This is a genomic window from Microbacterium limosum (genome assembly GCF_036324365.1).
Lineage (GTDB): Bacteria > Actinomycetota > Actinomycetes > Actinomycetales > Microbacteriaceae > Microbacterium > Microbacterium limosum.
In genome coordinates this window covers 1,152,322-1,178,340 of record NZ_CP137080.1, presented here as the reverse complement: position 1 = coordinate 1,178,340, position 26,019 = coordinate 1,152,322, and the positions used below count along the sequence as shown (strand labels likewise).

General features: G+C 71.0%; 25 protein-coding genes and 1 pseudogene. 5 read left to right on the top strand and 21 right to left on the bottom strand.

From position 1 onward, the window contains the following. Positions 1-2 precede the first annotated feature (2 nt). Together RYJ27_RS05725 and lepA are read right to left on the bottom strand one after the other, a co-directional pair. Complete coding sequence (locus RYJ27_RS05725; protein ID WP_330171760.1) at positions 3-650, bottom strand: DUF1990 family protein; 648 nt, start codon at positions 648-650, stop codon at positions 3-5. Between the two features lie 10 nt (positions 651-660). After that, a complete protein-coding gene (lepA, locus tag RYJ27_RS05720) occupies positions 661-2,508 on the bottom strand; it encodes a translation elongation factor 4 (protein WP_330171759.1) in 1,848 nt (615 codons plus the stop codon). Between the two features lie 169 nt (positions 2,509-2,677). On the opposite strand from lepA, the gene RYJ27_RS05715 reads away from it, so the two are divergent. Next, positions 2,678-3,421, top strand: coding sequence for an alpha/beta fold hydrolase (locus tag RYJ27_RS05715; RefSeq protein ID WP_330171758.1), 744 nt, complete (start codon positions 2,678-2,680; stop codon positions 3,419-3,421). Between the two features lie 111 nt (positions 3,422-3,532). Then, positions 3,533-3,793 (top strand): 30S ribosomal protein S20, encoded by a 261-nt coding sequence (rpsT, locus tag RYJ27_RS05710; protein WP_330171757.1) that lies wholly within the window; start codon positions 3,533-3,535, stop codon positions 3,791-3,793. 92 nt (positions 3,794-3,885) lie between these two features. Here the strand turns inward: rpsT and holA are convergent, their stop codons facing one another. From holA to pabB, 5 genes are all read right to left on the bottom strand, one after another. Further along, entirely contained in the window at positions 3,886-4,923 is a 1,038-nt protein-coding gene (holA, locus tag RYJ27_RS05705; RefSeq protein WP_330171756.1) for a DNA polymerase III subunit delta, read from the bottom strand. Positions 4,924-4,932: 9 nt separating this feature from the next. Continuing rightward, positions 4,933-7,293 (bottom strand): ComEC/Rec2 family competence protein, encoded by a 2,361-nt coding sequence (locus RYJ27_RS05700; protein WP_330171755.1) that lies wholly within the window; start codon positions 7,291-7,293, stop codon positions 4,933-4,935. Next, the gene (locus RYJ27_RS05695; protein WP_330171754.1) at positions 7,290-7,901 is read right to left on the bottom strand and encodes a ComEA family DNA-binding protein; all 612 of its coding nucleotides are present in this window, start codon (positions 7,899-7,901) and stop codon (positions 7,290-7,292) included. Before RYJ27_RS05695 ends, RYJ27_RS05700 begins: the two co-directional genes overlap by 4 nt. Positions 7,902-7,990: 89 nt before the next feature. Then, on the bottom strand, positions 7,991-10,573 hold the full coding sequence (leuS, locus tag RYJ27_RS05690; protein WP_330171753.1) for a leucine--tRNA ligase: 2,583 nt from the start codon (positions 10,571-10,573) through the stop codon (positions 7,991-7,993). 77 nt (positions 10,574-10,650) lie between these two features. Then, positions 10,651-11,955: an aminodeoxychorismate synthase component I gene (gene pabB / locus RYJ27_RS05685; protein ID WP_330171752.1), complete on the bottom strand. Its 1,305-nt coding sequence runs from the start codon at positions 11,953-11,955 to the stop codon at positions 10,651-10,653. A gap of 43 nt (positions 11,956-11,998) precedes the next feature. On the opposite strand from pabB, the gene RYJ27_RS05680 reads away from it, so the two are divergent. The 3 genes from RYJ27_RS05680 to RYJ27_RS05670 are packed head-to-tail and all read left to right on the top strand — an operon-like array spanning position 11,999 to position 14,511. After that, a complete protein-coding gene (locus tag RYJ27_RS05680; RefSeq protein ID WP_330171751.1) occupies positions 11,999-12,676 on the top strand; it encodes a DedA family protein in 678 nt (225 codons plus the stop codon). 5 nt (positions 12,677-12,681) lie between these two features. Beyond that, a complete protein-coding gene (locus RYJ27_RS05675) occupies positions 12,682-13,746 on the top strand; it encodes an App1 family protein (protein WP_330171750.1) in 1,065 nt (354 codons plus the stop codon). A gap of 54 nt (positions 13,747-13,800) precedes the next feature. Then, a complete protein-coding gene (locus tag RYJ27_RS05670; protein WP_330171749.1) occupies positions 13,801-14,511 on the top strand; it encodes an SOS response-associated peptidase in 711 nt (236 codons plus the stop codon). Between the two features lie 58 nt (positions 14,512-14,569). Here the strand turns inward: RYJ27_RS05670 and RYJ27_RS05665 are convergent, their stop codons facing one another. The 14 genes and pseudogenes from RYJ27_RS05665 to istA form a co-directional block, all read right to left on the bottom strand. Then, positions 14,570-15,796, bottom strand: a complete 1,227-nt coding sequence (locus RYJ27_RS05665) for a glycoside hydrolase family 3 N-terminal domain-containing protein (protein WP_330171748.1) — start codon at positions 15,794-15,796, stop codon at positions 14,570-14,572. Further along, on the bottom strand, positions 15,793-15,951 hold the full coding sequence (locus RYJ27_RS05660) for a hypothetical protein (RefSeq protein WP_330171999.1): 159 nt from the start codon (positions 15,949-15,951) through the stop codon (positions 15,793-15,795). The genes RYJ27_RS05665 and RYJ27_RS05660 overlap by 4 nt, the downstream gene beginning before the upstream one ends. A 64-nt stretch (positions 15,952-16,015) precedes the next feature. Next, complete coding sequence (locus RYJ27_RS05655; protein WP_330171747.1) at positions 16,016-17,560, bottom strand: polysaccharide deacetylase family protein; 1,545 nt, start codon at positions 17,558-17,560, stop codon at positions 16,016-16,018. Continuing rightward, complete coding sequence (locus RYJ27_RS05650) at positions 17,557-18,168, bottom strand: hypothetical protein (RefSeq protein WP_330171746.1); 612 nt, start codon at positions 18,166-18,168, stop codon at positions 17,557-17,559. Before RYJ27_RS05650 ends, RYJ27_RS05655 begins: the two co-directional genes overlap by 4 nt. Beyond that, positions 18,141-18,785, bottom strand: a complete 645-nt coding sequence (gene pdxH, locus RYJ27_RS05645) for a pyridoxamine 5'-phosphate oxidase (RefSeq protein WP_330171745.1) — start codon at positions 18,783-18,785, stop codon at positions 18,141-18,143. The genes RYJ27_RS05650 and pdxH overlap by 28 nt, the downstream gene beginning before the upstream one ends. 125 nt (positions 18,786-18,910) lie before the next feature. Further along, positions 18,911-19,639, bottom strand: coding sequence for a lipoate--protein ligase family protein (locus RYJ27_RS05640; RefSeq protein WP_330171744.1), 729 nt, complete (start codon positions 19,637-19,639; stop codon positions 18,911-18,913). Then, a complete protein-coding gene (locus tag RYJ27_RS05635; RefSeq protein ID WP_330171998.1) occupies positions 19,636-19,860 on the bottom strand; it encodes a lipoyl domain-containing protein in 225 nt (74 codons plus the stop codon). Before RYJ27_RS05635 ends, RYJ27_RS05640 begins: the two co-directional genes overlap by 4 nt. A gap of 5 nt (positions 19,861-19,865) precedes the next feature. Next, entirely contained in the window at positions 19,866-20,924 is a 1,059-nt protein-coding gene (locus RYJ27_RS05630) for an alpha-ketoacid dehydrogenase subunit beta (RefSeq protein ID WP_330171743.1), read from the bottom strand. Next, positions 20,921-21,928, bottom strand: coding sequence for a thiamine pyrophosphate-dependent dehydrogenase E1 component subunit alpha (locus RYJ27_RS05625; protein ID WP_330171742.1), 1,008 nt, complete (start codon positions 21,926-21,928; stop codon positions 20,921-20,923). The genes RYJ27_RS05630 and RYJ27_RS05625 overlap by 4 nt, the downstream gene beginning before the upstream one ends. Positions 21,929-22,089: 161 nt before the next feature. After that, positions 22,090-22,869: an IclR family transcriptional regulator gene (locus RYJ27_RS05620; protein ID WP_330171741.1), complete on the bottom strand. Its 780-nt coding sequence runs from the start codon at positions 22,867-22,869 to the stop codon at positions 22,090-22,092. 94 nt (positions 22,870-22,963) lie between these two features. Then, positions 22,964-23,224, bottom strand: coding sequence for a Txe/YoeB family addiction module toxin (locus RYJ27_RS05615; protein WP_330171740.1), 261 nt, complete (start codon positions 23,222-23,224; stop codon positions 22,964-22,966). Beyond that, positions 23,221-23,478: a type II toxin-antitoxin system Phd/YefM family antitoxin gene (locus RYJ27_RS05610; RefSeq protein ID WP_330171739.1), complete on the bottom strand. Its 258-nt coding sequence runs from the start codon at positions 23,476-23,478 to the stop codon at positions 23,221-23,223. Before RYJ27_RS05610 ends, RYJ27_RS05615 begins: the two co-directional genes overlap by 4 nt. A gap of 177 nt (positions 23,479-23,655) precedes the next feature. After that, a pseudogene (locus tag RYJ27_RS05605) lies at positions 23,656-24,405 on the bottom strand (ATP-binding protein). Next, positions 24,402-25,967, bottom strand: coding sequence for an IS21 family transposase (gene istA / locus RYJ27_RS05595; RefSeq protein ID WP_330171738.1), 1,566 nt, complete (start codon positions 25,965-25,967; stop codon positions 24,402-24,404). The pseudogene RYJ27_RS05605 and the gene istA overlap by 4 nt, the downstream one beginning before the upstream one ends. Positions 25,968-26,019: the final 52 nt, after the last annotated feature.

The window sequence follows — 26,019 nt, the reverse complement described above, 5'->3', positions numbered from 1 at the left end:
GGTCAGCCGGTCGTGTACATCGGCGAGATCGCGCGGACGTAGCCGTCGAAGAGCGCCCGCCGACGGCGTCGCACGAGGGGGCGGACGAGGCGGTACGCGAGCGCGACCGGCGCGTCGAACGCGCGCACCGTGAACCACACCTCGTCGTTGCCCCGCCACTCGATGAGGAACCACTCCTCACCGCTGACCACGGAGCCGCTCACGGTGCCGATCGTGAAGGCGATCCGCCGCGGCTCCTCGGTCACGGAGATGACGCGCAGCTCGGCATCCGCCCGCAGGCCCGCCACGCGCCCGTGCACCGTCACGGTCGTGCCCGCGCCGGCGAACGGTGTGCCTTCGGCGTCGAAGCGCTGCTCGGCCTCCGTACTGGCGGGGGCGACGGGGTTTCCCTCGTCGTCGAACCCCACCCCCGCGTACATGGGGCCGGATGCCGGGCGCACATCGCCCAGCTGCAGGCCGGCGCCCTTCTGGGCCGTCCACGACAGCAGGGCCTCGCCCGCGGAGGCGAAGCGCTCCTGACCCGATCCGATCCGGATCGTCCGCTCGGCGGCGATGCTGCGCTCCGGCGGATACTGCATCAGATCCGGTGAGTGCGTTGCGCCTACCGCCGCGTAATCGACGGTGTCGTCTCGGAAAGTCCCGCGCCGCATGCGCCCAACCCTACTTGGCGCCGGTCTCGACGTCGCCGGAGAGCGCGGCGATGAACGCCTCCTGCGGCACCTCGACGCGGCCCACCATCTTCATGCGCTTCTTGCCCTCCTTCTGCTTCTCGAGCAGCTTGCGCTTGCGGGTGATGTCGCCGCCGTAGCACTTGGCGAGCACGTCCTTGCGGATCGCGCGGATGTTCTCGCGGGCGATGATGCGCGCGCCGATCGCGGCCTGGATGGGCACCTCGAACTGCTGGCGCGGAATCAGCTTCTTCAGCCGCTCGGTCATGAGGAGCCCGTACGCGTACGCCTTGTCCCGGTGGACGATCGAGCTGAACGCGTCGACCTTCTCGCCCTGCAGGAGGATGTCGACCTTGACGAGGTCGGCCTCCTGCTCCCCCGCCGGCTCGTAGTCGAGGCTCGCATAGCCCTGCGTGCGCGACTTGAGCTGATCGAAGAAGTCGAACACGATCTCGCCGAGCGGCACGTTGTAGCGCAGCTCGACGCGGTCTTCGCTCAGGTAGTCCATCCCGAGCAGGGTCCCGCGGCGCGACTGGCACAGCTCCATGACCGTGCCCACGTAGTCCTTGGGCGTCAGGATGGCCGCCTTGACCACCGGCTCGGACACCGTCGCGACGCGGCCGTCGGGGTACTCGCTCGGATTGGTCACGATCACCTCGGCTCCGGTGTCGGTGACGACGCGATAGACCACGCTCGGTGCCGTCGTGATGAGGTCGAGGTCGAACTCGCGGGCGAGACGCTCGGTGACGATCTCGAGGTGGAGGAGGCCGAGGAATCCGCACCGGAATCCGAAGCCGAGAGCGACGGAGGTCTCGGGCTCGTAGACCAGGGCGGCATCCGAGAGCTTGAGCTTGTCGAGCGCCTCGCGCAGATCCGGGTAGTCGCTGCCGTCGATCGGATACAGGCCGGAGAAGACCATCGGCTTCGGGTCGGTGTACCCCGGCAGGGCCTCCTCGGCGGGCTTTCGTGCGGTCGTGACCGTGTCGCCGACCTTCGACTGGCGCACGTCCTTCACGCCCGTGATGAGGTACCCCACCTCGCCGACGCCGAGGCCCTTCGTCGGAGTCGGCTCAGGGCTGGACACACCGATCTCGAGCAGCTCGTGGGTCGCCCGCGTCGACATCATCTGGATGCGCTCGCGGGGCTCGAGCTTGCCGTCGACCATGCGCACGTAGGTGACGACGCCGCGGTAGGAGTCGTAGACCGAGTCGAAGATCATCGCGCGAGCGGGTGCCGAGGCATCCCCCTGGGGCGCCGGGATGTCGCGGACGATGCGGTCGAGCAGCTCCTCGACGCCCGCGCCGGTCTTGCCGCTGACGCGGAGTACGTCGTCGGGGTCGCCGCCGATGAGGTTCGCCAGCTCGAGCGCGAACTTCTCCGGGTCAGCAGCGGGCAGGTCGATCTTGTTGAGCACGGGAATGATGTGCAGGTCGTTCTCGAGCGCGAGGTAAAGGTTGGCGAGCGTCTGCGCCTCGATGCCCTGCGCCGCGTCCACCAGGAGGATCGCCCCCTCGCACGCCGCGAGCGAGCGGGAGACCTCGTAGCTGAAGTCGACGTGTCCGGGCGTGTCGATCATGTTGAGCGCGAAGGTCTCGCCGCCCGTCTCCCACGGCATCCGCACGGCCTGGCTCTTGATCGTGATGCCGCGCTCGCGCTCGATGTCCATGCGGTCGAGGTACTGCGCGCGCATGTCGCGGTCGGCGACGACTCCCGTGATCTGAAGCATGCGGTCAGCCAGGGTCGACTTGCCGTGATCGATGTGGGCGATGATGCAGAAGTTGCGGAGCTGCTCGGGGGCAGTCGCGGCGGGCTGAGGAGGCGTAGCGGCGCGGGGAGACATGTCCGCTCGATTCTACGCAGTCTCCGCCACCCGATCTGGGGTGCATCAAACACGACGTTCCGGCGACACGCCAGCTCTTCCAGGACCCGCACCCGCCGGTCCGCGCTCGCGCCTACCCGCCCGCGAACGGGCGGGGACGACGTCACGGAGGCGAAGTTAGGCTGAGGGAATGACGGTGCAGGTGGTCCTCGTCCACGGGATCCGCACGTCAGCGACGATGTGGCGGGCGCAGATCGCGCATCTCGCCGAACGCGGCATCGACGCGCACGCGCTCGACCTGCCCGGACACGGGACCCGGATGGGCGAAGACTTCACGATCGACGGCGCGTTCGAGACGATCGACGCCGCGGTGCGCGAGGCGGCCCGCCGCGGCCCTGTCGTGCTCGCGGCCCACTCGATGGGCGGGCTCGTCAGCTGCGAGTACGTCGGCGCACCGGAGGCCCCGCCCGTCGCGGCGTTCGTCGCGGCATCCTGCACCGCCGTTCCCCGCGGACCAGGTCTCGCCACCTACCGGGCACTCGCGCGGCGTTTCGACAGCCTGCCGGATCGAGGCATGCGCCTCACGGAGATGGTGCTCGCCCGGACCCTCCCGGAGGAGACGCGCGACGACTTCGGCGCCGGCGGGTACGCCTTCGACGCACAGGACATCGCGCTCCGCTCGCTGTCGGTGCTCGACCTCACCCGCGCCCTCCGCCGAATCTCGGTGCCCACGTGGTTCATCAACGGGCAGTTCGACCAGCTCCGCGTCAACGAACGCCTGTTCCGCCGGCTCGTTCCGCACGCCGAGCTGATCGTCGTCCCGCGCACGAGCCACCTGGTCACCGCGATGCGGCCACGGGTCTTCAACGCGCTCCTCGATCTCGCGATCGCGACGGTCTCGCCCGGAGCGGATCAGCCCGAGCGGACCTGCTAGACTCTTTGATTGGCTTGCGTGTGGGTTTCCCACCCTCACGACCGCTGCGCGACAGCCCTCTCTTGTCGCCGGCACTTCCACAGGCAGACACCTCGACCGAAAGACCCACACGTGGCAAACATCAAGTCGCAGATCAAGCGCAACAAGACCAACGAGAAGGCGCGCGAGCGCAACAAGGCCGTCAAGAGCGAGCTGCGCACCGCCGTGCGCCGCACCCGCCAGGCCGTCGCCTCGGGCGACAAGGCCACGGCCGAGGCCGCTCTGGCGAAGGCGACGAAGAAGCTCGACAAGGCCGTCAGCAAGGGCGTCATCCACAGCAACCAGGCCGCCAACCGCAAGTCGGCGATCGCCAAGCAGGTCGCGTCGCTCTGACCCGCCTGCACACGAGAAAGGCCCGCTCCCGTTTCGGAGCGGGCCTTTTTCGTGGCCGCGGGCCGACCGGGCCCCCTCGTCGCCGCGGCGACTCAGGACCCGAAGGGCGAGCGCGTCGCCACCACCGTCACAAGCCTCTCGAGAGCGAACACCGGGTCTCGGGACGCGCCCTTGACCTCCGCGTCGGCACGCGCAGCCGCCTGGATCGCCAGGCCCAGCTGAGCCTCGGTCCAGCCGACGAGGTCGCGGCGGGCACGATCGACCTGCCAGTCCTTCATGCCGAGCCGTGCGGCCAGGGATGCCGATCCCTCACGCACGCCGACGACGCGTGCCATCGTGCGCAGCTTCATCGCGAAGGCCGCGACCATCGGCACGGGATCCGCGCCGGATGCCAGGGCGTGCCGCAGTGCGATGAGCGCTTCGCCGTAGCGCCCGGCGATCGCGGTGTCGGCCACGACGAAGGACGACGTCTCGACGCGACCGCCGTAGTAACGCTGGACGACGGCCTCCGTGATATCGCCCTCGACATCGGCGATGAGCTGCTGGCAGGCCGCCGCGAGCTCGGTGAGGTCGTCGGCGAAGGCGGAGGTGAGCGCTCGGAGGGCCGCGGGGGCGATGCGGCGCTTCGCCGCCTGGAACTCCCCGGCTGCGAAGTCGTACCGATCGGAGTCGCGCTTGACGGCGGCGCACGCGATCTCCACTCCCCCACCCGTTCCCGATCGAATCGCATCGAGCAGCTTCTTGCCGCGCACGCTCGCACCGGTGTGCCGGAGCACGACCGTCGCCCCCTCCTGGGGATGCGAGAGGTAGGAGATCGCCTCCGCGAGGAACTCGTCTGTGCACTTCTCGACCCCCGCCACCCGCACGAGCCGCGGCTCGCCGAAGAGGGAGGGCGACGTGACCGAGAGCAGCGTGCCCGGCGCGTAGGCGTCTGCGCGCACGTCGGACACCTCGAGCGAGGGGTCCTCCGCCCGGAGGTAGTCGCGCAGCCCCGCGATCGCCCGCTCGGCGCACACCTCTTCCGGGCCGGAGACGAGCACGATCGGCGCGGGCTGCGGGGACCGCCACGGCAGCTGGGGGATCTTCGAGGCCGGTCGGGCGCCTGCGGGTCGACGGGTGCGCGTGGCCATGGCTCCAGCCTATTCATCCCCGCCGACCCCGACGTGCTCCCGCCACACCCGCACCCCGTCCGCCTCGACATCCACGAGCACGAGCCCGTCCGCGTCGCTGCGCGCGACTGTCGTTCCCGTCGCCGCCAGGATGTCGAGGATCTCCTGCCGCGGGTGCCCGTAGTCGTTGTCGGCACCGACGCCGACCAGCCCGAGCGTCGCGCCCGCGCGCTCGTAGAGGCTCGGCTGCTGGTCGGCGCTGCCGTGATGGGCGACCTTGACGATGTCGTACGCCCCGCGCAACGACGGCTCGAGGGCGCGCTGCGGCTCGGCCGACAGATCCCCGAGATAGAGCCCGCGAGGCATCCCCTCGCCGTCGCGCTCGACCTCGATCACGACGCTCGTGTCGTTCCCGGGGTCGAACCGGGTGCGGCCGGCCTCGGGCCACAGCACATGCCAGGATGCCGCGCCGAGCGCTCCCCGCGCCCCCTTGCGTCCCTCCTGCAGCGTCGCACCCCGGGCGGCCAGACGGGCGAGGAGGCGGCGTTCGTCGTCCTCCGACGCGGGAGCGTGCAGGACGTGGGTCGCCGCGCCGACCTCGACCGCATCGACAGCGCCGACATGATCGAGGTCGAAGTGGGTGAGCACGAGGAGGTCGATGCGCCCGACGCCCAGCCGGTCCAGGCAGCCGCGGAGCGCCGACGGATCGGGGCCCGTGTCGATGAGGGCGATCCGATCCGAGGAGCGCAGGAGCACGGCGTCTCCCTGCCCGACATCGCACTGGGCGACGCTCCAGTCCTCCGGCACCGTCAGAGGAGCGAGGGGCCGGGCGAGCAGCACCCAGCCCGCCGTCGTACCGACGAGGATCGCCGTCGCGATCCCGGCGAGAGCGCGCATGCGCGGTGCGCGCCGGGGGGTCGGCCCGATCGCGACGACGATCGTCACCCCGATCGCGGCGAGCAGGATCATCCCCGCCGCGCCGAGCGGCCACGGGGCGCGGGCACCGGGCAGGGTAGAGAAGACCTCGGCGGCCGCCGCGATCCACGCCGACGGCACCCAGGCGACCCACGCCAGGGCGACGGCCAAGGGCGGAACGGGCTGCGCGAGACATGCCAGGAGCCCGACGATCGTCGCGAGGGGCGCCGCGGGGCCCGCCAACAGGTTCGCCGGTACGCCGTAGATCGGAACGACCGGGTCGACCAGCAGCACGAGGGGCCCGCAGACGAGCTGCGCCGACAGCGGTATGGCGAGCGCGGCGGCGAGGGGCCGCGGCATCCACCTGGCGAGTCCGCGGGTGAGCGGGGCCGCGAGCAGAAGGAGACTGGCGGTGGCGGCGGCCGAGAGGGCGAATCCGAGGGATGCAGCCAGCCAGGGATCGAGGACGAGGATGACCACCACGGCGAGCACGAGCGCCCGCAGCCCCGCCGCCGGACGCCCCCACGCGAGCGCGATGAGGGCGATCGCCGCCATCGTCGCGGCACGCACGACGCTCGGCTCGGGCGTGACCAGCGCGACGAAGCCCGCCAGGGCGAATCCCGCGGCGGACAGCCGCAGCGCGCGGGGAGCCCGCAGCGCTCGAGCAGCTCCGTAGACCAGTGCGACGACGATGGCGCAGTTGGCCCCCGAGACGGCCGTCAGATGCGTCAGGGACGCTCCCTGCATCTGATCGCGCAGCGACGGATCGACGCCCGCCGTGTCGCCGATGGCGAGGCCCGGCAGGAGCCCTCCTCCGGGACCGGGCAGGGCCGTGGCCACCTCGCGGAGGCCCGCGCGCAGGTCGGCCGTCGTCCCCAGAAGCCCGCCGGGAGTCTCACGGAGCTCGACCTCGTCGGCGAAGACGATGACGACCGCCCGCTCCCCCGGCCCCGCCGGGATCGCCCGCCCGCGGACATCGACGACCGCGCCCCACCCCGCGACCGCATCGGAGTGCTCGCCCGAATCCGCACCAGCGATGACACGCACCGCGAGGGGGGCCGAGATCGCGCGATCGCCGACACGGAGTCGCGACACGCGAGCGTCGAACCGGGTACCGCCGTGCTCGGTCGGCTCGACCTTCGTCGTGACGGTCGCGCGCAGCTCCACGGCTCTGCCGCTGCCGTTCACGAGCTCCTGCGCCGCCCCCCGCACCCCTTTCCCGATGGCCACGGATGCCCCCGCGGCTCCGGCGGGGGCCAGGGCCAGCGCGGCGACCAGCAGCACGACGCCCGCCGGTGCGCGCGATCTCGACGACGACCACCACGCTCCGGCCAGCGCGAGCACCGCACCGGGCAGGCACGCCGCGGCGAGCACCGCCCCGGCATCCTCGACGTGAATCGCGAGGGAGGCGGCCGCCCACACCGCCCCCGTCACCGCGATCGCAGACCAGACGGCGGCGCGATCCGGCGCCGTCACAGCACGACCAGCGGGCGGATCGCCTCGAGCATCTTCTCCCCGATGCCCGGGACGGAGAGGAGGTCATCGACGCTCGTGAAGGGCCCGTTCGCCTCCCGCCACTCGATGATGCGCTGGGCGATCGCCGGCCCGACACGGGGAAGCGTGTCGAGGTCGGCGAGCGTGCCGGAGTTCAGGCTCACCCGCCCATCGCCGGGAACCGCGGCCCCACCCTCCGCCGTCGCTCCGGGCGTCGGGACGACGACCTGTTCACCGTCCGCGAGCACGCGCGCCAGATTCACCGCACCGCGGTCGGCCTCCTCTGTGAATCCGGATGCCGCGGCGACCGCATCGAAGACGCGCGAGTCCGCGGGGAGCCGGTAGAGCCCGGGCGCACGCACCGCTCCCGACACGTGCACGTACACCGACGCCGCCGTCGCCTGCTCGGCCGGTTCCGGCGTCGACAGCGGCAGCACCTCGCCCGGGTCGCCGGCCGAGCGCACGACGGTGACCCCGACCGTCACCGCGAGCGCGAGAAGGATGACGAGCGCGATCGCCCCGACGCCCGTGCGCCATCGGCGCGGCGCACGCTCGTAGGCGTCGAGCGGCGCGGACGGGGGCGAGGGCACCGCCCCACGCTACGAATCCGCGCACGCGGCACTCTCCCCCGGATGCCCCATCGGGGATCCCCCGCCGCGTGCCCCGTCGGGGAGGAGCCTCAGGCCGCCGGTCGCGTGGAGATCGAGACGACCTTCGGCGCCCGCACGATCACCTTCACGATCTCGCGCTCTCCCACCGACCGCACGACGCGGGCATCGCCGCGCGCGAGCTCCTCCAGTTCACCGGCGCCGATCCGCGCGGGCACCTCGATCGTGGCCCGGACCTTGCCGTCCACCTGCACGACCGCGGTGACCGACTCGTCCACGAGCAGCGTCGGGTCGGGCTGACGCCACGGCACCAGGCCGACGAACGGCGGGTATCCGAGCATCTCCCACATCTCCTCCGCGGTGTGGGGCGCGAAGAGGTCCAGGACCATGGCGATGACCTCGGCCGCCTCACGCACGGCGGGGTCGGACGCGCCGGCTCCCGTGTCGATGGCCTTGCGGGTGGCGTTGACCAGCTCCATGAGCCGCGCGATCACGACGTTGAACTTGGTCTGCTCCACCAGGCCCGGCGCATCCGCGAGCAGGCGGTGCGTGACGCGGCGCAGGGCGGGGTCGCCCTCGGCCCAGATCACACCGGTCTCGCTGTCGACGTCCTTCGCGATGCGCCACGCCCGAGCGAGGAACTTCTGCGCCCCCGTGGTCGAGACATCCTCCCACTCGATGTCATCCTCGACGGGGCCGGCGAACGCGATCGCGACGCGCACGGCGTCGGCGCCCGGCGACTGCATGCTCGCGGCGAACTCGACGAGGTTGCCCTTGCTCTTGGACATCTTCGAGCCGCCGAGCAGCACCATGCCCTGGTTGATGAGCGTGGAGAAGGGCTCGGTGAAATCCACCAGGCCCATGTCGAAGAGCACCTTGGTGATGAAACGCGCGTACAGCAGGTGCAGGATGGCGTGCTCCACGCCGCCGATGTAGGAGTCCACCGGCGCCCACCGGGACGCTTCCTGCGGCGAGAACGCCTCACCGGAGTCGCCCGGTGAGAGGAAGCGCAGGAAGTACCACGAGCTGTCGACGAACGTGTCCATCGTGTCGGGGTCGCGCCGTGCCGCCGCGCCGGTCTCGGGGTCCACGGTCTCGACCCAGGATGCCGCGGCCCCCAACGGAGACGTGCCCTTCGGCGTGAGGTCGAGGCCCTCCACGCTCGGCAGCCGCACCGGCAGCTGGTCGTCGGGGACGGGCACGATCCTGCCGTCTTCCGTGTGGAGCATGGGGATCGGCGTCCCCCAGAAGCGCTGCCTCGAGATGAGCCAGTCGCGCAGGCGGTACGACTTGGACGCACGGCCCGTGCCGGCGGCCTCCAGCTGCTCGATCATCCGCGCGATCGCGGTGCGCTTGGACAGTCCGTCGAGCGACCCCGAATTGATCATGCGACCCTCGCCGGTGAGCGCGACGCCGGTGCGCGCCGGGTCGATGCTGTCGAGGCTCTCGCCCTCGGGCTCGATCGGCTCGCCGTCGTCGTCGAGCTCGATCACGGGGATGGCGCCCGTGATCGGTGCGGTCGTGTCGACGACGACCGTCACAGGCAGGTCGAACGCCCGAGCGAAGTCGAGGTCGCGCTGGTCATGTGCGGGAACGGCCATGACGGCGCCGTGTCCGTAGTCGGCCAGGACGTAGTCGGCGGCCCAGATGGGCAGGCGGGCGCCGTTGACCGGGTTGATCGCATAGCGCCCGAGGAACACACCCGTCTTCGGGCGGTCGGTGCTCTGGCGTTCGATGTCGGTGGAGCGACGCACGTTCTCGAGATACTCGCCGAAGCGCGCCTGCACCTCGGCATCCGCCCCTGCCGCCAGTTCGGCGGCGAGGTCGGAGTCGGGCGCGACGACGAAGAAGGTCGCGCCGTGCAACGTGTCGGGGCGCGTCGAGAAGACCGTGACCTTCTCGGGGTGGCCCTCGATCTCGAAATCGATGTCGGCGCCCACGGAGCGCCCGATCCAGTTGCGCTGCATCTGGATGACCTTCTGCGGCCAGAAGCCCTCGAGCTGGTTGAGGTCGTCGAGCAGGCGGTCGGCGTAGTCGGTGATCCGGAGATACCACTGCGTGAGCTTCTTCTTCACGACCTCGTGGCCGCAGCGCTCGCACCGGCCGTCGACGACCTGCTCGTTCGCCAGCACGGTCTGGTCGTGGGGGCACCAGTTGACCGGGCTCTCCTTGCGGTACGCCAGTCCCCGCTCGTGCAGGCGCAGGAACAGCCACTGGTTCCAGTGGTAGTACTCGGGATCGCTCGTGTGGAGCACCCGGCTCCAGTCGTACGACGTGCCGAACGCCTTCAGGCTGGTCTTCTGCTGCTCGATGTTGGAGTACGTCCACTCGCGAGGATCGGCGCCGCGCTGGATCGCCGCGTTCTCCGCCGGCAGACCGAACGAGTCCCACCCGATCGGGTTGAGCACGTTGTAGCCGCGGTGGCGCCAGAAGCGCGCGACGACGTCGACGTACGCGTAGTTCTCGGCGTGCCCCATGTGCATGTCGCCCGACGGGTAGGGGAACATGCCGAGCACGTACTTGCGCGGACGGCGATCCTCGTCCCCGCCCGCGCGGAACGGGTCGTGTTCGGCCCAGACCGCCTGCCACTTCGCCTGGATCGAGGCGGCGTCGTACACCTGCTCGTCGGCGGGCGCGCTGTCGGAGGAAGCCATGTGGGACACGGAAAGGCCAATCGTGGGGGGTGCGGGTGTGCGCGAGGCGCTCTTTCCAGATTACCGTCCGCGACGGCTCACCATCCCGACGGCAGCCTCGCCCCCAGCGCGCGCAGCGGTGCGGACGCCTTGATGCCCACCTCGCGCACCTCATCGGCCGTGACGGAGGACCATGTGATGCCGCCGCCGGCACCCACCACGGCGGCCTCGCCGCGCAGCACGATGGAGCGGATGACCATCGCCAGATCGGCGCCGCCGTCGTCCCCGATCCAGCCGAAGCACCCGGCGTACACACCGCGCGGGGCTCCTTCGAGACGGTGCAGGATCCCCATCGCGGAGAGCTTGGGCGCGCCCGTCATGCTGCCGGCGGGGAACGCGAAGCGCAGCAGGTCCCTCATCCTCACCCCGGGCCGCAGCCGCCCGGACACGGTGCTGACGAGCTGGTGCACGTGCGGGTAGCTCTCCACCGCCAGGAGCGCGTCCACGCGCACGGTTCCCGGTTCGCACACGCGGGCGAGGTCGTTGCGCATGAGGTCGACGATCATCACGTTCTCGGCGCGCTCCTTCTCGCTCGCGACGAGATCGGCCGCCAGCGCGGCATCCGTCGCCGCATCCGCCGCGCGCGGCCGCGTGCCCTTGATGGGGCGCGTGCGCACGATCCCGTCGCCGACGGCGAGGAACTCCTCCGGGCTCGCGCTCAGCAGGGCCGTGTCCCCGATGCGCACGAAGGCGCCGTGGTGGGCGGGACTCCCCGCGCGCAGCCGAGCGTAGACGGTGGCGGCATCCGCCGCGGGCGCCTCGAATCGCGTCGTGAGGCACAGCTGGTAGGCGTCGCCCTCGCGGATCGCGTCGCGGCAGCGCTCGATCATGACCGCATAGTCCTCGGCCGTGTGGCGCGCGCGGGCCTCGGTCGATCCGGTGGGCGCCGGCGGCTCGGGCGCCGGGGATGCCGCGGCATCCGTCATCCGCGCGTGCCACTCCGGTGCGTCGGATGCCGGGGCGACGGCCCACGCGCGGCCCGTCGCGTGTTCGACGGCCACCCAGCGGCGCACGCGCATCCATCGGTCGTCAGCGGGGCCCGCCGCCGGAGCTCCCATGCCGTGAGCGCCGGATTCGTAGGAGAACCAGCCGATCCACCCGCCGCGGAAGCGGCCGGGCACGGCCCGCCCGGCATCCCCGCCGTCGTCGCTCCCCCCGAGGGCGACATCGTGCACCGCCTCGGCCGGCACGGCGTCGCCGACGCCGACGTAGCTGAAGCCTTCTCGGGCGTTCGTCCCCGAGTCGAGCCAGAACACGTCGGGATGCCGCGGCTCGATGGCCGCGAAGATGCGCGCCGGGTCGGCGCCCGCGGGCAGCGACACGGCGACGATGTCGTGGGGCATGACTCCCAGGCTACGGTGCCGCGCCGGGCCCTAGGCTCAAGGGGTGAACGACTTCCTGTCGACGGTGCTCGATCTCGTTCAGGGCGTGGACCCGGTGCTGCGGACCCTGATCGCCGGCGTCGCGATCATGCTGGAGACCAGCGTTCTCGTGGGACTCGTGGTGCCCGGCGACACGATCGTCATCGTCGCCTCGACGGCCGTCTCGACGCCGTTCGAAGGCATCCTGCTCGGCCTAGCGGTCGTGGTCGGTGCGCTCGTGGGCGAGAGCATCGGCTTCTGGCTGGGACGGTGGCTCGGACCGAAGATCCGGCTCTCGCGGGCGGGCCGGCGCATCGGCGAGGCCAACTGGGCGAAGTCGGAGCGCTACCTGCGGCGCCGCGGCGGCCCGGCGATCTTCCTCTCCCGGTTCCTTCCGGTGCTGCACTCGCTCGTGCCGCTCACGGTCGGCATGAGCGGATACCCCTACCGCAGGTTCCTCGCGTGGACGGCGCCGGCGTGCATCCTGTGGGCGGCGCTCTACATCTCCGTGGCGGCGGCCGCGGCGGGCACGTATCGCGAGCTCGCCGACACCGTCCACACCGCGGGCTACGTCTTCGTCGGCGTCATCGTCGTCTTCCTGTTCCTGGCCTACATCGGCAAGAAGGTCATCGAGCGGGTGGAGCGCCGCCACTTCCACGACGAAGGCCCGGACGGCGCCGAACCGGCCGACGTGGAAGACTGAGGACGATGCCCACGTCGACCCAGCCCCCGGCCGAACCGCGGAAGATCCTCTGGCTCGCGCGCCTCGAGCGCCGATTCCACGCCTGGCGGGAACGCCGGGCGCGGCGTCGCGGCATGCGGCCGACCGTCGCGGCGTTCCCCGGCTACGGCGGCGACGGCTGGATCCGCGTCGTCGGACGGGTGCTCATCGTCCGGCCGCCTCGGCGCACGGAGAACGGCGAGCTCGCGAGCGTGCGCGGCTGGCGCAGCTTCCTCGGCATCCCCGTCGGCAACGCCCGTGTCACGGTCACCGTGGCGGGCCGCCGGCACGAGGTCGTCGCCGATCGAGGGGGCGTCGTGGATGCCGTGATCGACGCATCGCTCGAGCCGGGGTGGCAGCCGGTGTCCTTCTCGGTCGAGGGGTGCGAACCGGTCGAGGCGAGGATCTTCGTCGTCGCGCCGGATGTCGAGGTGGGGGTGCTCTCGGACGTCGACGACACCGTCATGGTCACGGCGCTCCCCCGACCCCTGCTCGCCGCCTGGAACTCCTTCGTCGTCGACGAGCACGCGCGTCTGCCCGTGCCCGGCATGGCGGTGCTCCTCGAGCGCCTCGTGCGCAGCCACCCCGGCGCGCCGATGATCTACCTGTCAACGGGGGCGTGGAACATCGCCCCCACCCTGACCCGCTTCCTCACCCGACACCTGTTCCCGCCGGGGGCGATGCTGCTGACGGATTGGGGTCCGACGCACGAGCGCTGGTTCAGGAGCGGGCGCGATCACAAGGCGGAGAACCTCCGCCGCCTCGCCGCGGAGTTCCCGAACATCACGTGGATCCTGATCGGCGACGACGGACAGCACGACGACGAGATCTACACGCAGTTCACGCGTGATCACCCCGACCGCGTCGCCGGCGTCGCCATCCGCAGGCTGTCCACCGCCGAGGCCGTGCTGGCCGGAGGCCGCACCGTCGTGGACGATCACTCCGGCGCCGCTCCGTGGGTATCGGCGTCGGATGGTGCGGGGCTTCTCGAACGCCTCGACGAGGCGGGTCTCGTCGGCCCCGGCGGCTCCGCCGACGCACCGCGACGCTGACCGCCCCGGCCCCGGCCCGCGCCGATGTCGGCACGCCCGCGTAGGGTGGCGTGCATGTGCGGACGTTTCGTCGTGGCCCGGCCATCGACAGAGCTCGTGGACTTCCTCGACGTCGACACGATCGGCGAGGATCTCCCCGCCCCGTCGTTCAACGTCGCCCCCACCGATCGCGCCGCGATCGTGCTCGACTCGATCAAGACCGAGCCGCCGACCCGGCGCCTCGAAGCGGCGCGGTGGGGACTCGTCCCCGGCTGGGCGAAGGATCCCTCCGTCGGTTCCCGCGCCTTCAACGCGCGGGCCGAAGATGCCGAGCACAAGCCGATGTTCCGCGCGGCGCTCGAGAAGCGCCGCGCCATCGTCCCGACCTCGGGGTATTACGAGTGGCAGACGACGCCGGATGGCAAGACCCCCCACTTCGTCCACCCCGCCGACGACGCACCGCTGCTGCTGGCGGGTCTCTACGAGTGGTGGCGCGATCCCGCGCGCCCCGACGACGACCCCGCCCGCTGGATGCTGAGCTTCACCGTCCTCACGCGGGACGCCGTCGGCTCCCTCGGCTCGATCCACGATCGCATGCCGCTCTTCCTCGATCTCGACCACGCCGAGGCGTGGCTCGACCCCACGGTCGCCAACGTGGGCGATGTGCTGGATGCCGCGATCGACGCGGCGCCGAGCGTCGCGGCCGAGCTCGAGGCTCGCGTGGTCGGCCGAGCCGTGGGCAACGTGCGCAACAACGACCCCTCCCTGATCGAGCCGGCCGCCTGAGCCCCGCGCATCCTCGAGGGGTGCCCGAGACGACGACCGTCCGAGCGCCGACGCGCGCTCAGCCCACGGGCGCGCACTCGCCGCAGGGCACCGCACCGGACGAGCCGCCCCGGGCCAGACGCAGCGCGGTCACGCGCGTCGCCGCCTCCTGCAGGCGCTCGGGCGCGATCCGCCCCGACTCTGTGGCCTGCACGATCCCGTCGACGACGGCCGTCACCCGCCCCGGTGTCGTATAGGCGACGCCCAGAACCAGGTCGTTGCCCGCGACGACCGCCGCGATCGCGTTCTCGACGGGGTCGGAGTACGCGGGGATGCCGGATGCCTCGAGCATCGCCATGTCGTCGGTGACCGCGACCCCCGTGAAGCCGAGCTCGTCGCGCAGGATGTCGTGCCACGCGGCGGAGAGCGACGCCGGAGCGGCATCCACCGCGGTGTAGGCCAGGTGCCCGAACATCACCAGCTCCGCGCCCGCGGCGACGCCCTCGCGGAACGGCACCGCCTCGCCCGACCTCCAGGCCTCGAGGCTCATGTCGGTGGCGGGGATGACGCGGTGCGAGTCGCCCGGCGTCGCGCCGTGGCCCGGGAAGTGCTTGAGCGTCGAGGCGGCGAAGGGGCTCTCACCCTCCACCGCGGCCGCGACGCGCTCGGCCGACCCTGCGGCATCCGTCCCGAGTGACCGGCGGTAGATGAACGATCCCGGGTCGTCGGTGTAGTCGGCGACGACTCCGAAGTTGACGCCGATGCCGACGCGGCCCAGCAGCGATCCGCGGGCGGCGAAGGCGTCGAGTGCCGCCTCGGCGTCCGTCCGCTTGAGTGTCGTGGAGGCGGGGAAATCGTCCCATCGCAGGCGGCGCACATCACCGCCCTCCTGATCCACCGCGATGAGCGGAGGCAGGGCGGCGTCCAGGGTGAGCGCGTCCGTGAGGTCGCGCACGGCCGCCTCGTCGCCACCGATGTTCGCGCCCATGAGGATGAACCCGGCGATGCCCGTCTGCGCGACGAAGTCCGCCGCGGCGCCCGGGTCGGTCGTGGGGGTGTGCGCCATGACGATCGCGGCGGCACGCTCTCGGGTCGACATGGCCGCCACGAGAGCGGCCGCGGCATCCGATCGGTCCTGCGCCGCCGCAGGCTCGACACGGATCGGCGGTGCCTCCTCGCCCTGTGCCGTCGGCACGGGCGGAGGGGCGGCGGCCGCGGGGGCCGCGACCGCCAACGGCACGGCGATCGCGGCGAGGACGGCTGCCCGCCCCAGGTTTCGGGGCACCCACCGCGGGGCCGTCGTCACGTCCGTTCCTCGATCTGGGGCCGGGCCGCCGCGATCTGCTCCTCGAGCGTCAACGGGGCGTGCGTGACGATGTCGTGCACGAAACCCAGTTTGCGCCTCACCCTCGCGACGAGGTCGAACGGGTACAGGTCCCCGAAGCCCATGGACCGGTTGATGCGGTTGGGGACAGCGCGGGGTGGAGCTCACCTGCACACCGTACCCGTCGGCTCGTGCCCGCGCTCAGCGAGCGCTGCGCACCATGCCTCCCGGAACCGCTCCGCCGAAGAGCTGCTCCACCGTCACGAGCGTGAACCCGCGGTCGAGAAGGCCGTCGAGGATGCCGGGGAGCACGCGCGCCGTGACCGCCTGGATGTCGTGCATGAGGACGATCGATCCGGGCCGCGGGGCCGACACCGTGTACTGCGCCAGCGTCGCGTCCTCCGCACCCTCCCAGTCGCGCGTGTCGATGCTCCACATGATCGCGGGCTGCCCCGCGACCCGCAGCACGCGCTGGTCGACATCGCCGTACGGCGGCCGGAAGGTCGACACCGGCTGCCCCGACAGCTGGCGCAGCAGCGCGGCCGTGTCGGCGAGCTGCTCACCGATCCCCGCGTCATCCAGCATCGGCAGCCGAGGGTGGTTCCAGGTGTGATTTCCGACCTGGTGGCCCTCCGCAGCGACGCGGCGCACGAGGTCCGGGTGCCGCGCGGCGTTCTGGCCGAGCATGTAGAAGGTGGCGGCCATACCTCGTTCCCGCAGTGCGTCGAGGATTCCCCCCGTGAGGCCGCCCGGTCCGTCGTCGAGCGTCATCGCCATGCAGGGCACGAGGTCGCACGGCACCCGCTCGAAGCCCGCACCCCGGGATCCGGCGCCGACGAAGGGCCCGGCATCGGCCAGCAGCCGACGTCCGAAGGGGGTGAGGAGCGGCGTGTAGATCTCCGCGGGAAGCGCCACCGAGACGGGGTGATCGGCATCGGGCACCCGCCACCGCGCGAGGCCCTCCAGCTCCCGCGCGCTGAAGCCCGACGGCAACGGCAGCACGAGCTCGCGGTCGGCAACCACCGCATCGGCAACGGCCCGGCGCAGCAGGGCCCGCTGCGCCTCGTCCGGCGCGGTCACCGGCGCCGTGCTCAGCGAGCCCGCCTGTCGGCGGAGCATCCCGACGACATCGATCCAGAGCCCGGCGGCATCACCCAGGATCTCCGACCCGTCGACGACGTCTCCGCTCGCGACGTCGGCGTAGAGCGTCGTCGTCGTGTCGGAGGTCACGACACCGCCCACGCCCGTGACGATGCGCACGCTCTGACCCCACAGGGTCCCCGCGGCGTGCACGATCTCGCAGACCACGACGGTGCGCGGGGCGTCCCCCGCACCGAGCACCGCCCCGGCCGCCCGCGTCGAGGCTCCCGCCTCGCAGCCGCGGCTCGCGAAGCCCGCGCCCGGGTCCTGCGCCTGCGGCCGGTATGCCTGCCCCGACAGAGAGGACTGCGCCTCGATGGCGCGCCGGACGATCTCCTCGATCGCCTCGTTCACGGCGTGGCCGCCGGGCAGGGCCGCCCATCGCGCGTCGATTCCCGTCGCGTCGTTGCGGATTCGCTGGCCGATCGCGGCGGCCTCCCCCGCTGCCGGGGGCGACGTAGACCCGGCCGGCAGCGCCTCGACGAGCCGTCCGGACTCCGGCCACGCCTGCGGCTGCCACTGCGGGTCGGGCTCCGGTGCGCACGCCGTCAGCACGAGCGCCGCAGCGGCGAACGCGGCGAGAGCGCGACGGCGTGCCCCGATCATGTGGCGGCCCCGATCCCCGCGACCAGCATCGCGACCTCCGCGCGGTAGCCCTCCGTCTCATCGGCGACGACGACGACTCGGCTCCCGCCCGCCGTCACGACACCGGCGATCCCCGAGCCGTCCGCCGTTTCGGCGTGCACGAAGATGCCGCCCGCCGCGGTCGTCTCCGTGCTCACGGGCCCGTGCCCTGCCGCGGTCTCGGCGAGGAGGGCCTCCGGATCGCCCGGATCCGTGAGCCGTAGCTCGACGTGCAGGACTCCGTCGGGCGACCACAACTCGAGGCGAGAGGCGTCGGTCGGCACGGGGCGCAGTGCCCAGCCCGAGGGGACCCGCGCACCGACCCGATGATCCCCAGCGGAGAGCTCGACCGTGCGGGGCTCCTCCGAGACGGTTGTCAGCGACGCCGCCCACACCTGGGGAACGACGACGACGCACGCCACGCCGACGATCCCGGTCAGCACCACCACGAGCACGACGACGCCGAGCACACGACGGCGACTCTCGGTCAACACATCGAGATTGTGGCAGGAACCGGCATCCGCCCCCGTGCTGAACTCGCCGTATGCGTCGACGTGGCCGCTCAGGGCTGTAGGCGGTGCAGCTCCCACGTCTGCTCGCCGGCACCGCGCCGGTAGACGATCCGGTCGTGCAGCCGCGAGCGGCGGCCCTGCCAGAACTCCGCCTCGTCGACGACGAGCCGGTAGCCGCCCCAGAAGTCGGGCCGGGGCACCCGCTCTTCGTGCTGCCACCGCGCGGCCTCGCGCGCGAAGGCGGCCTCGAGTTCGGCCCGGCTGCCGATCTCCTCGGACTGATGCGACGCCCGGGCGGCGATCTGCGATGCCCGGGGGCGCGCGGCGAAGTACGCGTCGGATGCTGCGTCGTCCACGAGCTCGACGCGGCCCGCCACGATCACCTGGCGCTGCAGCGCGTACCAGGGGAAGAGGGCCGATGCCGCGGCCCGGTGCGCGAGCGCCCGGCCCTTCCGGGACTGGCGATTCGTATAGAAGAGAAGACCCGACTCGTCGATGCCGCGCAGCAGCACGGTTCGCGAGGAGGGTTGCTCGCCCGGATCTATCGTGCTGATCACCATCGCGTTGGGCTCCACGAGGCCCGCGTCGGAGGCGCGCTCGAGCCACTGAGCCAACTGTGCGAGCGGTTCGGGCGCGAAGTCGGCCTCGTCGAGGGCGTCGAGTTCGTACTCGGCGCGGTGCGAGAGCGGGTCCATGGTGCCTCCGGAGGGACGCGATCGGTACAGCCACCCATTTCACCGCACGAATGGGGAAGCAGGACCGGATGCACGCATCGAGGTCGCCGTCCGCGAGTGCGCGCACCCGGCCGCGTGGCGCCGGTTCACTCGTCGAGGGCTGCGACGAGCGCGTCCTCCACGGCCCGGCGCGGGAGGCCCGGGTTCTCGTGCCCCAGCGTGCCGAAGGTGACCGGGTCCCAATCCAGCCCCAGCGCCCTGTTGACGGCGACGAGGACCTGCACGAACCTGTCGACCGGACCGAGCGGGAGCATTCCGCTCAGCAGTCTGGCGCCGCGTACCGCGCGCTGCGACGTGCCGATCAGCTTCACGGCGCCTCGCGCATTGACGCTGAACTGGCCGGGACAGTACTCGCCCGGCACCTCGCCGAGCCGCGCGTCGACTCCGAGAGCACGTAGCGCCGCGACGAGCCGATCGCCGACGTCGCGGAAGAACAGCGCCTGATCCATCGGCCCCCCTGCTTCTCGCACGATCACGTCGAAGACAACGCAGGTCTCGTCGTATGCGACCGCCCGGCCGCCGGTGTGGCGGATGACGGGTACGAAGCCGTGAGCGATGCACGCCCGACGAGCATCCTCGAATCCGGGCATGCGGCTCTCGCGCCGACTCATCGCGACTATTCGCGGCGGTGTCGAGACGCGCACCACGCGACGGTGCGGGATCGTGCCCGCCGCGACCGCGCGCAGCAGCTCGAGCGAACGCTTCAGCTCGGCGTCGGCAGCCGCAACCAGCGTGCCGGGAAGCGTGCCGCCCGTCGACGGCGACTCACGGATCATCAGCGTGCCGGCGGGCGCCGGCGGACTGGAGCGCGTCATCCTTCGATGGTCGCGATCACGCCCCCCTGCGACACGGCCTGCTCTTCCGGGACGAGCAGAGAGATGACGCCGGATGCCGGGGCATACAGCTCCTGGTCGACCTTCTGCATCGCGACCTCGGCGATGAGGGCGCCCTCGGCGACCTCCTCGCCGTCACCGACGAACCACGTCGCGACGACGCCCAGGGCATTCGCGTCATCGGACATCGACGGGAATCGCACATCCGTCACCCCGTCACCGCCTCACGGATCGCCGCCTCGATGCGGGCGGGCGTGGGCAGCACCGCGTATTCGAGCTCCCGCGCGTACGGGATCGGGACGTCGGGCACCGCCACGCGCGACACGTGGCGCAGCAACGCAGGATCGCGTTCGGCGACGGAGGCGATCACCTCCCCCGTCATGCCGAACGACTCGTAGTCCTCGTCGACGACGACGAGTCGTCCCGTCTTCGACACCGACGCGACGATGGCCTCCCGGTCCAGCGGCACCAGGGAGCGGAGATCGATCACCTCGACGCTGATGCCCTCCCCCTCCAGCTTCTCGGCCACGTCGAGCGCGTGATGGACCGAGAGGGAAACGGTCACGACCGTGACATCGGTCCCCTCCCGCGCGACGCGGGCCTTGCCGATCGGCACCTCGTACGCCTCTTCGGGCACCGCGCCGATCGAGCGGGGGTTCTTCTTCATCCACCCGAGTCCCATGACCCCCTTGTGGAACATGAACACGACCGGGTCGTCGCTGCGGATGGCGGCGGTCATGAGCCCCTTCGCGTCGTAGGGCGTCGAAGGGACGACGACCTTCATTCCCGGCAGGTGCGCGAACGTGCCCCACAGGGTCTGGGAGTGCTGCGCGCCGTCGGAGTACCCGCCGCCGGTGGCCGTCATCAGCACCATCGGCACCTTCACGTTGCCGCCGGACTCGTAGTGGATCTTCGCCATGTGGTTGTAGATCTGGTCCATGCACACACCGAAGAAGTCGGCGAACATCAGCTCGACGACCGGCCGCATGCCCTCGACCGCCGCGCCGATTCCGAGGCCGATGAACGCCGTCTCGGAGATCGGCGTGTCGAGCACCCGCTCGGGGCCGAACTCGTCGATGAGCCCCGTCGTGGAGGAGAAGATGCCGCCGTACGGGCCGACGTCCTCGCCCATGACGAACACCGAGGGGTCGGCGCGCATCTGCTGTGCGATCGCCTCCTGAAGCGCCTTCGCCGTCGACAGCTTGCGGCTGCCGGGGGCGGGTTCGACCGCGACCGCCTTCGATGCGGCATCCGCTGTCGTGCTCATGAGCGTGCTCCTTCCGCGAACACGTAGTCCAGTGCGTGGGTGGGGTCGGGGATGGGCGAGGATTTCGCGTAGGCGACGGCGTCCTCGACCCTTTCGGAGGCGCTGGCGCGCATGACCGCGGCATCCGCCTCCTCGATGACACCGTCGGCGACGAGCTTCGCCACGTAGGTGGGGATCGGGTCGCGCCCGGGAACGCCCTCGATGTCGGCTCGGTACCCCTGCGCGTCTCCCTCGAAGTGACCCCACAGTCGAAGCGTGTGCACCTCGATGAGGGAGGGCCCCTCGCCGGCCCGCGCTCGCGCGACCGCCTCGCCCGCGGCACGGTAGACGCCCTCGACGTCGTTGTCTTCGACGCGGACGCCGGGGATGCCGTAGGCGGCCGCGCGGTCGGCGTTCGAGGCGACCGCGGTCGCGGCGGCGCGCGGCACCGAGATGCCCCAGTCGTTGTCCTCCACGACGAAGACGACCGGCAGGTTCCAGACCGCGGCGAGGTTGAGTGATTCGTGGAAGGCGCCCTGGTTCGCGGCCCCCTCGCCCGTCACCGCGACGGCGACGCGGTCGGTGCCCCGTCGCTGGAACGCGAACGCCTGGCCGAGAGCCGGCGGCAGCCCCTCGGCGATGATGCCCGAGCACGAGAAGTGCGTCGCCGGGTCGAACAGGTGCATGTGTCCGCCCCGGCCGCGCCCGAGACCGGTCTCCCGGCCGAAGATCTCCGCCGTCATCGCCCGGAGGTCCACGCCGTGCGCGATCGCGATGTGGTGCGGTCGATGCGTGCCGGTGAGCGCATCGTCGGGGGTGAGATGAGCGCAGACACCTGCGGCGACGGGCTCCTGGCCCGCAGACAGATGCATCTCGCCCGGCACCAGGCCGGCACCGATGTCGAACACCGGCGACTTGCCGGCGTGATACTCGCGCAGGATGGCCTCTTCGTATGTGCGGATGAGGAGCATCGTGTTCAGCAGCTCGCGACGCGTCGCGTCATCGAGCCGTGGGGATGGCGTCATTGCAACCCTCCTTGGTGGTGACAGCACTGTCGGGGCGGCGGGCGGGTATGCCGCCGTCGGGGCCACGATAGACAGGTCGGCCGGTCCGGCGACAGGTGCCGGATTTCAGATGGTGAAGTGGGAGCGTCCGTCCGCGGCATCCGTCATCCGCGGGCGGGTGATCAGCGCGCGAACTGTCCGAAACGGTCCGCCGCCAGGCGCATCGACAGCCGGTTCGCGATCCTGCGCAGACGGAGCGCGAGCGCGTCCGTGTCGATTCCCTCGGCGTGCGCCGGAATCGACACCGCGAGGGATGCCGTCACCACCGGTGTCTGCACCGGCACCGCGAGGCACATGTACCCGATCGCATACTCCTCCCGGTCGAGGACGACGGGCCCCGCCCGCTCCAGTTGCTCCAGCAGGAGCCGGCGGTCCCTGATCGTGTGGGGCGTCAGCTCGTCCAGCGGATGACGCGAGAGGTAGTCGCGCCGCTCATCCGGCGAGAGCTCGGCGAGGATCTGCTTGCCGAGCGCGGTCGCGTGAGCGCTTGAGTGCAGCCCCACCCACAGTTCGACCCGCGGGCTCGACTTGGCGTCGACGATGTCGATGAGGTGCACCTCGCCGTCGGCATAGCGGGAGAGATACGCCGTCGCGCCCAGGCCGTCCGCCACCTCGTGGAGCGACTCGCGCACCCGTGCAAGGAACACCCCCGAATCATCCCTGTCGCGCAGCCCGGGAAACTTGGCACCGAGCACGAGTCCGTCCGGCTCCGTCGCCAAGTAGCCTTCGCGGATCAGAGTGCGCACCAGGTTGTAGGTCGTTCCGAGCGTCAGCCCCGACGCATGGGCGAGCGTCTTCGCCGTCACCGGCCGGGAGGAGTTGGCCACGACGTCCACCAGCCGCAGGGCGCGCTGGACCGACGTGATCAGCGTTTCACCGGGTGCGTGCGGCTCTGAGGACATCGTCGACCTCCACGATGCCCCCCATGATACGGGGGTCCGGAGTGGTGGGACGAGGTCGGGATCGGCTGGCGAGCAGAGAACCGCGTCCGTCGTGTCAGTAGTGATCGCGAGCCTGCAGGATCACCACGTGGTCGTCGGTCACGTAGTAGACGAGTCGGTTCTTGTCGTCGATGCGCCGGGACCACGCGCCAGACAACACGTGGCGGAGCGGCTCGGGCTTGCCGATGCCGGCGAACGGGTCGCGGGCGATATCAGCGAGGAGCGCGTTGATGCGTTTGAGCGTCCTACGGTCCTGCGTCTGCCAGTACACGTAGTCCTCCCACCCGTTCCGGTCGAAGGAGAGGGCGCGCGTCACGCGTCGAGCAGATCGTGATTCTCGAACTCACCACGACGTGCACGCTCGATCGCACCGAGAAGTCGCTCGGCATTGGCGGGGTTGCGCAGCAGGTAGGCCGTTTCGGTGAGCGCGTCATAGTCGTCCTTCGAGAGGATGACCGCGTTGCCGCGCCGGGACACGACCTCCACCGCGATGTGATCATCATTGACCTGTTGGATGAGTCCGAACAGGCTCTTCCGAGCCTCGGACGCCGTTATAGCCGACACCGTCACGCCCCTCCCAAAAGTTGTACGAAAAACGGTACCACTCGCGCGAACTCGCCGCTGAGTATTTGGAGTCGTGAGCGCCACTGATTATTGCGGTTGAGCGCCACTCGATATTCACTCTCAGGGCCACCGGTATTGCCGGTGAGCGCCACCCCGGTCGGCGCGACGCTCACCGGCCCGGGTTCAGCCGGCCGCGGCGGCGGTGTGCTCCCGCATGTTGACGTCGCCGGTCTCGATCCAGAGGGTGTTGTGGACGATGCGGTCCATGATCGCGTCGGCGTGGACCCCTCCGCCGAGGCGCTGGTGCCAGTCCTTCTTCGCGTACTGGGTGCAGAACACCGTCGAGGTCGCGTCGTAACGGCGTTCGAGGAGCTCGAGCAGCATGGACCGGACGTCGTCGGTGGGCGGGTCGAGCAGCCATTCGTCGATCACGAGGAGCGTGAACGTGGAGTACTTCCGCAACCACTTCTCCCGACCGGCGGGCTTGTCTTTCGCCGCGGTCCAGGTCTCTTCGAGGTCGGGCATGCGGATGTAGTGCGCCCGGTAGCGGTGCTGACAGGCCTGCTTCGCCAACGCCGAGCCGAGGTAGGACTTCCCGGAGCCGGTGAAGCCTTGGAACACGACGTTCATGTGCCTCGTGATGAACTGGCAGGTCCCGAGCTGCGCGATCACACCCCGGTCCAGGCCGCGTTGTTCGAGCATGTCGACGCAGCGGAGGTCCGCGTTCGGGTAGCGCAGGCCCGCTCATCGGATGAGGCCTTCGACTTTGGAGTGGGTGAACGCGGCGTGGGCGTCGTCGACGGCGAGCTTGATCCTCTCCTCGAACACCAGCCCCATCGTGAGGCCCTCGTCCTGGATGTCGAGCGCGTCGACGAGGGCGGGGACGCCCATCTCCCGCAGCTTCCGCTTCGTCTCCGCATCGAGCCGGCTCATCGGGCGTCTCCTGCGTAGTAGTCGGCGCCGCGGACATACCCGGCCGGTTCCTCTGGGGCCGACGGTTCGAACCTCGGCTGGCGTCTGCCGGTCTGGTCCTGGTGGGACTCCAGGATCGGCCGCAGATGCGCATACCGCGGTGATCGGACGCGGGACTCGAGCGCGATGCCAGCGGCGGCTTCGACACGGGCGGCGGAGTAGCGTCGGGTCAACCTGAGCACTGCCAGCGCAGCCCCGAGCCCCTGCTCATCGACCGGGACGGACTCGAAGATCCGGTTCACGATCGTCGTGGTGTGCTCCCCGACCCGAGCGGCCCACTCCCGCGCCCGTTGCGGGTCCATCTGCTGGTAGCGGGGCCCATCGGGCAGATCGCTGTCATGCGTCCGGTACTCGTTGACCACCCCGGCCGGGGCGAGCAGATGACTGGTGAGCCGCTGATCCCCGGCGAACACCTCCAACATGGTGTCGGTGATGGGCAGGTCGACAGACCGACCGATGTTCTCGTAAGGGACGGAGTAGAAGTTCCGCTCGAACACCACATGCCCGTTCTTCTGAACCTTGCGGCCGTAGAGCCACTGCGAGATCTCGAACGGAACCTGCGGCAGCGGCCGCAGCAGCGGCTTCTCCTCACCCTCGAACACCGAAAGCCTCGACCCGGCACGTTTCTGAAACGGCTTCGCGTTGTAAGCGGCGACGCGTTCGTAGACCGCGGCCCGCAACTCCGGCAGCGTCGCGAACCGCTGGTTGCGCAGAGCCGCGATCACCACCGTCGCAACGTTCCCGACCGTGCCCTCGACACTCGGCTTGTCCTTCGGCTTCTTCACCCGTCCCGGCAGCACCGCCGCCGAATAGTGCGCCGCGAGCTCCCGATACGCGTCGTTCAGCACCACCTCGCCCTCGGCAGGGTGCTTGATCACACCCGCCTTCAGGTTGTCCGGAACGATCCGCGGGACGGACCCGCCGAACCAGTCGAACATCGCCGTGTTCGCGCGCAGCCAGGTGTCCTGCTTCATATCCAGCGTCGGCTCGACGAACGAGTAGCGGGAGAACGGCAGCGTCGCGACGAACAGGTAGACCCTCGTCGCCTGCCCGGTGACCGGGTCGCTGAGCTGCATAGTCTTGCCCGACCAGTCGACCTCGACCGTCTGCCCGGCCTTGTGACCGACCCGCGACGCCGCCCCGATCACCAGCACGTGACGCTGGTAGGTCTTGCAGAACCGGTCGTAGCCCATCGCCGTCTCGCCCTTGGCACGGCAGGCATCGACGTACTCGCCATGCAGCAGCTTCAACGTCACCCCGACCCTCGCGAGTTCCCGATGCACCTTGTCCCAGTCCGGCTGCGCGTGAACACTCTCGTGCTCACCACGCCCGGGGAACAGCCGCGCATACACGTCCGCCTCGTCGAGCTCCGCGACGTCGTCCCAGCCGACGCCCTCCCGGTCGGCGGCGTTGAGCACCGCCGACACCGAGTGCCGAGACATGCCCAGCGCCGCGATCTGCCGACCCGTGAGCCCCTCCGCGCGAAGCCTCAACACCAGCTTCGCCTTGATCCTGCGTACCATCCGAACTACTCCTTCTGCCGCGTGATCAGCCACGCGGCAGAAGGAGCCTAGG

Bases quoted from the DNA above. Each gene is read 5' to 3' on its own strand.
- RYJ27_RS05640 (WP_330171744.1), bottom strand. From the start codon at position 19,639: ATGACGCGCTCCAGTCCGCCGGCGCCCGCCGGCACGCTGATGATCCGT.
- istA (WP_330171738.1), bottom strand. From the start codon at position 25,967: ATGGTACGCAGGATCAAGGCGAAGCTGGTGTTGAGGCTTCGCGCGGAG.
- RYJ27_RS05670 (WP_330171749.1), top strand. From the start codon at position 13,801: ATGTGCGGACGTTTCGTCGTGGCCCGGCCATCGACAGAGCTCGTGGAC.
- holA (WP_330171756.1), bottom strand. From the start codon at position 4,923: ATGGCCACGCGCACCCGTCGACCCGCAGGCGCCCGACCGGCCTCGAAG.
- RYJ27_RS05630 (WP_330171743.1), bottom strand. From the start codon at position 20,924: ATGAGCACGACAGCGGATGCCGCATCGAAGGCGGTCGCGGTCGAACCC.
- lepA (WP_330171759.1), bottom strand. From the start codon at position 2,508: ATGTCTCCCCGCGCCGCTACGCCTCCTCAGCCCGCCGCGACTGCCCCC.
- pabB (WP_330171752.1), bottom strand. From the start codon at position 11,955: ATGCCCCACGACATCGTCGCCGTGTCGCTGCCCGCGGGCGCCGACCCG.
- RYJ27_RS05725 (WP_330171760.1), bottom strand. From the start codon at position 650: ATGCGGCGCGGGACTTTCCGAGACGACACCGTCGATTACGCGGCGGTA.
- RYJ27_RS05620 (WP_330171741.1), bottom strand. From the start codon at position 22,869: ATGTCCTCAGAGCCGCACGCACCCGGTGAAACGCTGATCACGTCGGTC.
- leuS (WP_330171753.1), bottom strand. From the start codon at position 10,573: ATGGCTTCCTCCGACAGCGCGCCCGCCGACGAGCAGGTGTACGACGCC.
- RYJ27_RS05715 (WP_330171758.1), top strand. From the start codon at position 2,678: ATGACGGTGCAGGTGGTCCTCGTCCACGGGATCCGCACGTCAGCGACG.
- RYJ27_RS05675 (WP_330171750.1), top strand. From the start codon at position 12,682: ATGCCCACGTCGACCCAGCCCCCGGCCGAACCGCGGAAGATCCTCTGG.
- RYJ27_RS05625 (WP_330171742.1), bottom strand. From the start codon at position 21,928: ATGACGCCATCCCCACGGCTCGATGACGCGACGCGTCGCGAGCTGCTG.
- pdxH (WP_330171745.1), bottom strand. From the start codon at position 18,785: ATGGACCCGCTCTCGCACCGCGCCGAGTACGAACTCGACGCCCTCGAC.
- RYJ27_RS05655 (WP_330171747.1), bottom strand. From the start codon at position 17,560: ATGATCGGGGCACGCCGTCGCGCTCTCGCCGCGTTCGCCGCTGCGGCG.